Consider the following 11,316-nt stretch of genomic DNA (forward strand, 5'->3'; position numbering starts at 1 on the left):
TAAGTTGGGTTTTTATTTGTAAATAATAAATTAATTTTAGCTTAATCTATTTAATATTTAAAATTCCGTTTTTAAGAACAACTTCTATATTCCCTAAAAAAGGCTCATTTTCTTTTCTTTTCTTTTGAAGTATTTTTATAAGTTCTTTTTCTTTATTTACGCCAAAAGAAGTTTTTGTATTATTCATATTTAAAACAGTATTATGACCAAAAATATCCATAGAGAAATTATTTTCCACTACTTTATAGAAATTTAGTTCAGAATAATCTCCTGTTAAATTAAATTTTGTGAAGTTTTCGTTGAAATTATAAAGATAAAGTTTACTGCTAAAATCATTTATTTCAACATTTTCTCCTACTTCTCCAATTTGAACTCTAGAAGATTCTAATTTTATATTAGATTTAGAAATAGAACCAATATTTACTTTTGACATATCTCTTAGGTCAATTTTTGTATTTCTTATTCCATCCGTCTCTAAAATACCATTTGAGGAAGTTATTTTGTTGTTTTTCCCAATTATTCTTCTAAATTTAAAATTACCTTTAAAGCTATCCATTCTAAATTCTGTTGTTATATCAAAATCACATTTAATATCAGATTCAATAGCATTTATTCTTAACCGAACATTTGTTGGAACAGCAATTACAAACTTTTTTTGTATTTTTTTATCGGTTTTTAAAGGTTTGCTTAATGGATAATTATCAATATTTCTTTTAATATAACTATTAAAATCACTACCTAAACTAAAATCAATCTCTTCTATTAAAGAATCCTTTGTGATATGTAATTTTTCTATATCTCTCAAAGTTTTAAAGTAATTCTTAAGATAATCTTTATAAACTTTATTAATTGGGTTTTCGAAATTTTTATAATCAACATTAGGTCTATACATTAAATCAATATTTAAATATCTTGAGTTTTTAGCTTCTAAAAATATTTGATTATTCTTTTTAGAAGTCTTTATTACAGATTCATCCAAAAGATTATTTATTTTTCTTTTTGAATAATTGTAAAAAGTAATTTCATAATTAAAATGAATTTTACCATCTGCTGAAGCTATAATATGAACATCTGCATTGTCCAAATCTAAATTTAAAATGGTGTTTTCATCAACCTTAAAACTCTTTTTTAATATAATTTCTTTAGTTTGTGAAAAAGAAATAGTAACTGAAAATAGAAATAAAATACTATATATATATGGTTTCATTACTGATGTTTTTTTGATTCAACTCATTAATATGTTCTTTAATATCTTTGATTAACTGCAAACGTCTCTGCAAATTATCGATTAAAGATTGTAACACATTTATATTGTTTGGAAACGCTGTTAATTGTTTTGTAATTTTTTGATAATCTGCTTTTGATTCTTTTAATTTTTCTTCATATTTTTTTATCAAAAACGTGTCTTTTGCAATTTCCTTAAAACTATTCCATTCTTTATCTATAGAGCTTAAATAGTCTTTTTCAATAGCTTGCATCTGTATTTCAATTGCCGATTTTTGAGGTGAAGCTACTGTGTTTTTATAAACAAAAACACACGTAATTATCAGTAAAAATGACGCAACAATTTTTAAGAGTTTATAACTCTTTCTGCGTTCTTTTTTAGGTTGATTTTCCTCTAACTTCTTGACAAAATCTTCACGATGATTTTTTGGAATTTTCATTTTATCAACATCATCTTTAGAAAATAAATCTCTTATATCACGTTCCATATTTTTCTACTTTTAAAAGGTTTCTCAAAGCTAATTTTCCTCTTCTTAAATGGGTTCTCGATGTTTTTACTGGTATTTTTAAAATAGCAGCTATTTCTTGATGATCATAACCTTCCATCAAATACAATTTTATAACCAATTGATATTTTAAATCTAGTTTTTCAATTGCTTCAATAATTTGTTGTTTGCTAATTTTTGAATCGAAATTCCAAGCATCATCATTAGAAATTTCTAACGGATATTTCTCTAAAGAAATCGTTTCTAATTTTTTCTTTTTTAAAGCATCAATACAGGTATTAATGATGATCATTTTTAACCAACTACTAAAATTGGTACCATCAACATAGTTCTTTAAATTTAAAAATGCTTTTAAAAAACCATCTTGCATTACATCTTTAGCTTCTTCATTATTTTTTAAATATCTACAAGAAATAGCAAACATGGCATTGCAATGCAAATCGTACAATTTTATTTGTGCCTTTTGGTTGCCATTTTTACTTTCGATAACTAAAAAGTTAATTTCTTTAGACATTCTTGTGGGTTGCTTCTATTCTTAAAAACGAAACTGAATTTAAAAGGTTTCAAAAAAGACTAATCTTTTAATTAAAAGTGTAAAAAATCTTAATTATATTTTACTTTTCGAATTACTCTCATAACCTCTTTGTAATTTACGTAGGTAGTTTTATCCTGCAAATTTTTAATATAGTTTTTTGCTTTTTTAAGCAACTCTGAAGCCTCTAAAAACCCATTTAAATAACACAATAAATAGTTGGTAGGCAATCTAAAAACATCTTCATGTTCACTAACTGAAAGTGGAGTATCACTAGTAATTTTAGAAACTATTTTGTTACAATTTGTGTATATATGATTAATGATAGTAGCATTATATTTAGGTGGCTGAAACAAGAACTCTTTTACAATATGATGTTTCCCATTATTCTTAAAGTTGATGATGGTTTTTTCTAATGGATAATGCGTTTCTTCTTTTTCAATACCCAGTAAAATATATTCTGTAATTATAAAAGAATGTTTATTATAACTAATTTGAACTTCGTCTAAAGCAGAAAAAAATAATCGAACTTGTTCGTTAATTAACTCAATATCTACTCTAGAAAAAAATTCTTGATGTTGTATTATTTTCTTTTCACCTGCCCAACACAATACAAATTGTTCATTAAAAACTTTGTATTGAGGGTTGTATTCTGGTTTGTGATTATTTATAAAATCAAACACACCATTTAGAGTGAGTTCAATATTATTTCTAGCATTTTTCTCAATAGATTCAACAATTTCTTTATTAGTATTTCTCAATTCGAAACCTTCTCCTAAAAAAGGCATAGAGTTGCTTCCTCTTCTGTAAAAAATGGTTTTTCGTTTATATTTCCAAGCATTTTTTAAAAGAGATGTAATTAGATTGTTAGGATGAATAGTAACCAAACCAATCACTTTATGACGTGGTAAACTTGGAAAAGGCACGTTTTCATATTCAATTTTTGGAGGATTATTTAAATATGCATTTACTAAGTTTTGAATTTTGCTGTCATCAAAAAAATCAACTCCAATTATTTTATTTTCTACGTCTTCAATACCAATAACTATATAAGAATTATTGGCGGGATTTGAATTTGAAAGCGCACAAATATGTTTTAAAAACTTGGCTTTTCCATCCTTAGAATCTAAGGATAATTTTTGCTTTTTATCATAAAAACTATTCTCATCATTATGAGATAGTAGATTTTTGATAAGTAAGCGTTTGTTGATCATCCTAAGAATCTCTATTTAAAATTGTTGGTGTTGCTTGTGCTGTTGGATACACCACTAAATCTTCGATATTTACATGATAAGGTCTTGTAACCACAAAATGGATAATATCTGCAATATCTTCTGCTTGCAAAGCTTTATAGCCTGCGTAAACCGTTTTTGCTTTTTCTGTATCACCTTTAAAACGAATATCAGAAAACTCAGTTTCCACAGCTCCAGGATGTATTGCTGAAACACGAATATTATGTTTGTTCAAATCGATTCTCATAGCTTTATTTAAAGCGTTTACAGCGTGTTTTGAAGCACAATAAACATTTCCATTAGGATATACTTCTTTTGCAGCAATAGAGCCAATATTCACAATAAAGCCACTATTTCTAGCAGTCATTTGAGGAATAATTGCTTTTGACACATATAACAATCCTTTTACGTTAATATCTAACATAGCATCCCAATCATCCATATCTCCATCTTGTATGGTTGATAATCCATGTGCATTCCCAGCATTATTGATTAAAATATCAATCTGTTTAAAATTTTCTGGAAGCGATTTTATTGTTGATAATACTTCTTCTCTTTTAGAAACATCAAACTGTAAAGTAGTTACCTCTGTAAGCTTACTAAGTTCTTGCTTTAATTTTTCTAGTCTTTCTGTTCTTCTACCACAAAGAATTAACCGAATATTATTTTTTGCAAAAAGTTCTGCTGTTGCTTTTCCTATTCCTGAAGTTGCGCCTGTTATAAATGCTGTTTTTATCATAAAAATATATGCTACTATTAATGTTGATATTCTGCACCAATTTACCTTGAAAATATCATAAAAACAATTAAATATTAGAATGACTTATTACGTATTCAAAAAAAGTTTTAAACAAGAAAAAACCACCCTCCTCAGGGTGGTTCCTCTTTCAATTGGTTATTGAGAAATAACCAACCAAAAATCAACTAACCAAACTTTATTTTAAATTTCTTCTAACCTTTGTTTTTCTTTCTACTTTAGTACGTTTTCTGTTGTTATTCCTTACAACTTCTTTGGCACTTTTAACGTTTTTTTCACTTTTTAAGTATTGTATAAATCCTCTTCCAGAAAAATCGTATGTTGTCTCTGAATTGTAATGATATAAACTAACCTTTCCATCATTAATAACGCTCAATTCAAATTCTTCTATATCTCCATTATCATAATTTAATGCTAAAATTTTTAGGTCTTCAAAACCTGTCACATCAAATACTTCATATCCTCCTACATAATCCCAATTTATATTTGCAATTTGTGTGCCAAAGTTATCTTGAGAACTCCTAAAAGTTGTTAAATTATCTGGTGTAAATTCTAAATAATTTTCATCGTCAAATGCGTTTGGAGTTCCTCCTCTTGCATCAACTTTTTCCCAAGCCACATACTCTTGTAAAAAGTATTCTATGTTTTCGTAAAATAACTGATCGTAATCGAAATTATTAACATTGTAACCAATTAAATAATAGCTTACATTTTGATTATAATTGTAGATTTCTATTTCGTTATTCGCTAAAATTGTTACTTCAAAATCGTTAAAACCATCTAAATCATGATTTGTTTCTAACAAACCGTTAAAAGAATTATACGTTCCAACATCAATTCCTAAACCATTTCCAGTTCTTCCAATATCAACTATATTATTATTGGCATATAAAATACCATTGATAAAACTTAACGTAAATGCTCTAGAAACATAAGGAATATCTCCTGTTCCAGTTGTTCTATGATAATCTACATACCATAAATCGTATCCAGAAACAACTTCTTCTAATGTTGGTTGATATTCCACAAAACCATCATTGGTAATTGTTGTACAAGAACTTAAGATTGTTCCTGTAATTATAATCGTGAAAAGTAGTTTTAAGGCTTTCATAAGCGTTCATTTTAATGGTTACGCTTATAAATAATCAAATTGTGTGCCATAAAAAAATCCACTCTAAAAAGAATGGACTAACTAATTGATTTTCTATTGTTTGGGAATAGAATCATAAAAAATTGTTTTCCCTTTTTTAATAGATTTTATTTTAAAGTATTTTGTTTTATCTTTTATTTTATAGCTGATAATCGCCTCATTTTTCTTCAACTCAAAAGGCATTTTTTTAAGTTCTGGAAGTGGATTATGTATTTCTTTTGTGCTATTTTCATGCAAAATTATAGCTGGTTTTTCTGTTGATGAAAAAATAGCAGAAATCATTTTCTTATCTTTTACTTTACTCATTGTAAGTTTTTCTGCTCTTTTGGAAAAATAAATACTATCGAATTTTACCACATATTTAGAATCATATCCAATGTTTACAATTTTTCCCTTATTAGCTGTTGATTCTACATACCAATTATTATACACTGCAGACGTAATTGTAAATGGTGGATTTTGTTCGAACTGAGTAGTTGCACAATTATAAAAAACTAGTATAATTAATAAAACTGCAAAAAATTTCCCTGTTTTCATATTGATAATTTCTAAATCAGTTTCAAATCTTATGCCAAGATATAAAAAAAGAGCTTATCAAAAATTGATAAGCTCTTTCCTATAGTATAAAATATTTTCTGAAAAATATTTAAAATTCTTAATTTTTCAATGCTTCAGCACCACCTACAATCTCAAGTATTTCATTCGTAATTGCAGCTTGTCTTGCTTTGTTATACGTTAACAATAAATCGTCACGTAAATCTTTAGCATTATCAGTTGCTTTGTGCATTGCAGTCATTCTTGCACCATGTTCAGAAGCAAAACTATCTCTAATTGCTTTGTACAATTGTGTTTTTAATGACTTTGGAATTAATGCTAAAACAATTTCTTCTTTAGTTGGCTCAAAAATATAATCAGAGTTTGCATTTACATCTCCACCTTCAATAGGTTTTATTGGCAAAAACTGTTCTACTTGTGGCAATTGAGTTGCAGCATTTTTAAATTGATTGTACACCAATTCAATTTTATCATAGCTTCCAGAAACATATAAATCCATTAAATGCTCAGCTATTTCTGCAACATTATCAAAATTTAAATCGTCGTAAATATCATTTCTGTTTTCTACAACTTTACGAGTTTTAGATAAAACATCGCCTCCTTTTTTACCAATTGCGAATAAATCTACTTGTTTATCAGCATATTTCTCTGCAATTGTTCTTGTAACAGTTTTAGTTATTGATGAGTTAAAACCACCACACAAACCTCTATTAGAAGTTACAACAACTAACAATACTTTATTTACTTCTCTTTGTACAGAATAATCTCCACCAGAATCGCTATCTAAAGTTGCACTTAAATTCTGTAATAGTTCTGTTAATTTAGATGAATAAGGACGCATTGCAACAATTGCATCTTGTGCCTTTTTCAATTTTGCAGCAGAAACCATCTTCATTGCAGAAGTAATCTGCATTGTAGATTTAATTGAGGTAATTCTGTTACGTATTTCTTTTAAATTTGCCATATTTAAGTAATTAGTTGTTAGTAATTAGTTATTAGCTATAGGTTTAAAACCTACAATCTAAAACCTAACTTCTAATTAAAATGCTTAGAAATTTCTGCAGCTGCAGCTGTTAATGTAGCTGTAACATCGTCTGTTAATTTACCAGATTTTAAAATATCTAAGGCATCTCTATGCTTTGCGTTTAAATAATCGATGTAATCTTTCTCAAATTTTCTAACTTGATTTACAGGTACATCTTTTAACAAGTTTTTAGAACCTGCATATATAATTGCAATTTGATCTTCTACTGTAAAAGGATCGTTTTGTGCTTGCTTTAAGATTTCAACGTTTCTTTGTCCTTTAGAAATTACATTCATTGTAGCTGCATCTAAATCAGAACCAAACTTTGCAAACGCTTCTAATTCACGATATTGAGCTTGATCTAATTTTAAAGTACCAGATACTTTTTTCATTGATTTAATCTGTGCATTACCACCAACTCTAGATACAGAAATACCTACGTTAATTGCTGGTCTTACTCCTGAGTTAAATAAATCTCCATCTAAGAAAATTTGTCCATCAGTAATCGAAATTACGTTTGTTGGAATATATGCGGATACATCTCCTGCTTGTGTTTCAATAATTGGCAATGCAGTTAAAGAACCTCCACCTTTTACAATTCCTTTTAAAGAATCTGGTAAATCGTTCATTTCACTAGCAATTTTGTCATCATTAATAACTTTTGCAGCTCTTTCTAATAATCTTGAGTGTAAATAAAATACATCTCCTGGATATGCCTCACGTCCTGGAGGTCTTCTTAATAATAAAGAAATTTCACGGTATGCAACTGCTTGTTTTGATAAATCATCAAAAACAATTAAAGCTGGTCTACCTGTATCTCTAAAAAATTCTCCAATTGCAGCTCCAGCAAATGGTGCATATACTTGCATTGCTGCAGGATCTGATGCGTTTGCTGCTACAATAGTAGTATAAGCTAAAGCTCCTTTATCTTCTAACATGTTTGCAATTGCTGCAACTGTAGAAGCTTTTTGACCAATAGCTACGTATATACAATATACTGGATTACCAGCATCGTAAAATTCTTTCTGATTTAAAATAGTATCTAAAGCAACTGTAGATTTACCAGTTTGTCTGTCTCCAATAATCAACTCACGCTGACCTCTACCAACAGGAATCATAGCATCAATAGCTTTAATACCAGTTTGTAATGGTTCTGTAACTGGCTCTCTAAAGATAACTCCTGGTGCTCTTCTTTCTAATGGCATTTCATACGTAGTTCCTTCAATAGGACCTTTTCCATCTATAGGACTTCCTAAAGTATCTACAACTCTACCAACAATACCTTCACCTGCTCTTAAAGAAGCAATACGTTCTGTTCTTTTTACAGTAGAACCTTCTCTTACAGAAGTAGAAGCACCTAATAATACAACACCTGCATTATCTTCTTCCAAGTTTAAAACAATACCTTCTAACCCGTTTTCGAATTCTACTAACTCACCATATTGTACGTTAGATAAACCGTAAACACGAGCAATACCATCACCCACTTGTAGCACAGTTCCTACTTCACTCAATGAAGCCTGAGCTTCAAAATTAGTTAGTTGTTCTTTTAAAATTGCTGATACTTCAGCTGGTTTAATACTTGCCATTTATTTTGATATTAGATATTAAATATAAAAAGTTAAATCTTTTTAAGTCGATTACTTTTTATATAAAACTTTTAAACTTTACTTATAGTTTTGAAATATAATGACTATTGTCAAATTCCTTTTTTAATTCGTTTAAATGGTTAGAAATACTTGCATCATACTGCACATCTCCAACACGTAAAATAAAACCTCCTAAAATTGCAGGATTTACTTCATTTTCTAAATTAGCTTTTTCGCCTGTTAAAGCTAAAATTTTAGCTAAAACTTGCGCTTCAATTTCTGGTGAAATAGGCACAGCAGTTGTAACTTTAGCTACTTGTATATGTTTATAAAAATCATAGATTAGCGTATATTGTTTTGCAATAGACCCTAACATTGGGATTCTTTTATTTTCTTGCAATAAATTAAATAATCCTAAAGTAATATTATTTACTTTGGTTGCAAACATGGCTTTTAAGACATTCATCTTATCACCAGATTTAATTATAGGACTTTGTAAAGCAACTGCTAATTCTTTATTTTCTGCAATTGTTGAAGCAATTAACTGCATATCTAAATTAACAGCAGATTCATCTTTAGAATCTTTTGCAAGATTTAAAATTGCTTTAGCGTAACGTAATGCTGCTCTTGCGTCTTTCATAAAATTATTTTAAAGTAACTTCTTTTAAGATTCCTTCAACTAAAGCTAATTGATCTTCCTTATTAGATAATTCTTTTTTAATTACAGATTCTGCAATACTAATTGATAATTCTGCAACATTCTTCTTTAATTCTGCTAATGCAGATTGCTTTTCTTGTTGAATAGAAGCTTGAGCTTTTTCAATCAAAGTGCTTGTTACTTCTTTTGCCTCTTCTTTAGCAGTCGCAATCATTTTATCGCTGATTTCTCTAGCTTCTTTCATCATTGCTTCTCTTTCTGCTCTAGCTTCTTTTATTAACTTTGCATTGTCTGCTTGTAAATTTTGCATTTCTTTACGTGCATTTTCTGCAGCTGCTAAAGCATCTTCGATACCAGATTCTCTTTCATCTAAAGACTTTAAAATTGGTTTCCAAGCAAATTTTGCCATCAAAAATAATAAAATTATTAAGATAACAATTTGCATAAAAAACAAACCTGGTGAAAAATCGTTTAATAAAGTTTCCATTCTATAAACTAATTATTTATTTATTTTGTTTAATTAGAAAAACACCTTTCAGTTTTTCTGGATAATTTTGTTCTCTTAAAAAGAGAAATAAAACACATTCTATAACCAACCGTTATAAAATGTGTTTTTTACTTTTTTAAGGAATTATTTCCCTAAGATTAATGCACCAAATGCTAATCCTTCTAATAAGGCACCAATGATGATCATCGCTGTTTGAATTTTTCCAGATGCTTCTGGTTGACGAGCAATACCTTCCATTGCTTTACCACCAATTTGACCTAATCCAATACCACCTCCGATTACGATTAATCCTGCTCCAATTAAATTGTACATACTAACTGATTTTTATATAATAATTAAACAAATACTAATTCTCTTTTATGTTCTCCTTTTAAGAGATTCCGATTTTCATCAGAATTAATAAAACGACCTAGATTATTACAAATCTAACATTTTATTAATGATGCTCATGCTCTTCTACAGCCATTCCAATAAATAACGATGATAACATCGTAAAAATAAATGCTTGTAAAAATGCTACTAAAATTTCAATAACCATTATAAATAATGCCAACACTAAAGACATCCCTGTAGAGGCTACTGGCCCAAAAGCCTCTTTCATTGTTACCATTAATGCAATTAAACTCATTACAACAAAGTGACCTGCTGTGATGTTTGCAAATAAACGCACCAATAATGAAAATGGTTTAATTAAAATAAAACCTGCTAATTCTATTACTGCTAATATTGGTCTTAATACATATGGAACTCCTGGCATCCATAATGTATGTGCCCAGAAATCTTTGCTACCATTAAACATATAAATTACCATTGTAAACAACGCTAAACCTACAGTTACTGCAATTTGCCCAGTTACGTTAAACCCTAATGGAGTTAAGCCTAATAAATTCAAAATCCAGATAAAGAAAAATACAGTTAATAAAAAGCCCATAAACTTTTTATATTTTTTCTCTCCAATATTTGGTTTTGCTATTTCGTCTCTAACATAAATCACCAAAGGCTCTAAAACTCTACTAAATCCTTTTGGTATTTGTCTAGTTTTGTATTGTTTTGCTAATTTAGAAAAAGCTAAAAGCATTAAAAAACCAGCAAATAAAATACCTACAACACTTTTAGTGATTGAGAAATCTAAAACTTTAGCTGCATTTGTTGCATGATGTGTTTCATCAAAAGAAACAGAAGTTGCTCCGTTTTCTAATTCGTAAATTTTAGAATGAATTTTAGCAAACTTTAATCCTTTTTTATCAACAATTACATGGCCATCATCATTATGATGAAATTCTGATGACATAAAAGTCACCAAACCTTCGCTTGTCCATAAAATAACTGGTAATGGAAAACCAAAGTGTTTTCTTTCACCCTCATCTGAAGTATAAGAAAAAAACGAAAAATCGTGAGAATCCTTAAGGTGATGCTGAATGTAAGCTTTTACCTCTTCACCAGTATTAACTCGACCATCATCATTTTGATGACCTGTTTCTTTATCTATTTCCGAAGCAAAAATTGTAGCAGAAAAAAGTGCTATTATCGCTATTGTAAGAAATTTGATTGATTTTTGTGCAATCTCCATTGTTAAAATAC

General features: G+C 28.6%; 13 protein-coding genes. All 13 read right to left on the reverse strand.

What is annotated here, in order from left to right:
* Positions 1 to 46 precede the first annotated feature (46 nt).
* Entirely contained in the window at positions 47 to 1,207 is a 1,161-nt protein-coding gene (locus LPB03_RS09890) for a hypothetical protein (RefSeq protein ID WP_065319456.1), read from the reverse strand.
* Positions 1,188 to 1,712: a hypothetical protein gene (locus LPB03_RS09895; protein ID WP_065319457.1), complete on the reverse strand. Its 525-nt coding sequence runs from the start codon at positions 1,710 to 1,712 to the stop codon at positions 1,188 to 1,190. The genes LPB03_RS09890 and LPB03_RS09895 overlap by 20 nt, the downstream gene beginning before the upstream one ends.
* Positions 1,702 to 2,244 carry an RNA polymerase sigma factor gene (locus LPB03_RS09900; protein WP_065319458.1) on the reverse strand — a complete coding sequence of 181 codons (543 nt, stop codon included), beginning with the start codon at positions 2,242 to 2,244 and terminating at the stop codon, positions 1,702 to 1,704. Before LPB03_RS09900 ends, LPB03_RS09895 begins: the two co-directional genes overlap by 11 nt.
* Positions 2,245 to 2,333: 89 nt before the next feature.
* Positions 2,334 to 3,476, reverse strand: coding sequence for an ATP-binding protein (locus LPB03_RS09905; protein ID WP_065319459.1), 1,143 nt, complete (start codon positions 3,474 to 3,476; stop codon positions 2,334 to 2,336).
* Position 3,477: 1 nt separating this feature from the next.
* Positions 3,478 to 4,233, reverse strand: coding sequence for an SDR family NAD(P)-dependent oxidoreductase (locus LPB03_RS09910; RefSeq protein WP_065319460.1), 756 nt, complete (start codon positions 4,231 to 4,233; stop codon positions 3,478 to 3,480).
* Positions 4,234 to 4,429: 196 nt separating this feature from the next.
* The gene (locus LPB03_RS09915; protein WP_065319461.1) at positions 4,430 to 5,362 is read right to left on the reverse strand and encodes a hypothetical protein; all 933 of its coding nucleotides are present in this window, start codon (positions 5,360 to 5,362) and stop codon (positions 4,430 to 4,432) included.
* 93 nt (positions 5,363 to 5,455) lie between these two features.
* Positions 5,456 to 5,938: a hypothetical protein gene (locus LPB03_RS09920; RefSeq protein WP_065319462.1), complete on the reverse strand. Its 483-nt coding sequence runs from the start codon at positions 5,936 to 5,938 to the stop codon at positions 5,456 to 5,458.
* 118 nt (positions 5,939 to 6,056) lie between these two features.
* Positions 6,057 to 6,920, reverse strand: a complete 864-nt coding sequence (gene atpG, locus LPB03_RS09925) for an ATP synthase F1 subunit gamma (protein ID WP_065319463.1) — start codon at positions 6,918 to 6,920, stop codon at positions 6,057 to 6,059.
* Between the two features lie 71 nt (positions 6,921 to 6,991).
* Positions 6,992 to 8,569: a F0F1 ATP synthase subunit alpha gene (atpA, locus tag LPB03_RS09930; protein WP_065319464.1), complete on the reverse strand. Its 1,578-nt coding sequence runs from the start codon at positions 8,567 to 8,569 to the stop codon at positions 6,992 to 6,994.
* Positions 8,570 to 8,651: 82 nt separating this feature from the next.
* On the reverse strand, positions 8,652 to 9,209 hold the full coding sequence (gene atpH, locus LPB03_RS09935) for an ATP synthase F1 subunit delta (RefSeq protein ID WP_065319465.1): 558 nt from the start codon (positions 9,207 to 9,209) through the stop codon (positions 8,652 to 8,654).
* A gap of 4 nt (positions 9,210 to 9,213) precedes the next feature.
* Positions 9,214 to 9,714 carry a F0F1 ATP synthase subunit B gene (locus tag LPB03_RS09940; protein ID WP_065319466.1) on the reverse strand — a complete coding sequence of 167 codons (501 nt, stop codon included), beginning with the start codon at positions 9,712 to 9,714 and terminating at the stop codon, positions 9,214 to 9,216.
* 144 nt (positions 9,715 to 9,858) lie between these two features.
* Positions 9,859 to 10,047 carry an ATP synthase F0 subunit C gene (gene atpE, locus LPB03_RS09945; RefSeq protein WP_065319467.1) on the reverse strand — a complete coding sequence of 63 codons (189 nt, stop codon included), beginning with the start codon at positions 10,045 to 10,047 and terminating at the stop codon, positions 9,859 to 9,861.
* 124 nt (positions 10,048 to 10,171) lie between these two features.
* The gene (atpB, locus tag LPB03_RS09950) at positions 10,172 to 11,305 is read right to left on the reverse strand and encodes a F0F1 ATP synthase subunit A (protein ID WP_065319468.1); all 1,134 of its coding nucleotides are present in this window, start codon (positions 11,303 to 11,305) and stop codon (positions 10,172 to 10,174) included.
* Between the last annotated feature and the right edge of the window lie 11 nt (positions 11,306 to 11,316).

The organism is Polaribacter vadi (assembly GCF_001761365.1).
Taxonomy (GTDB): domain Bacteria; phylum Bacteroidota; class Bacteroidia; order Flavobacteriales; family Flavobacteriaceae; genus Polaribacter; species Polaribacter vadi.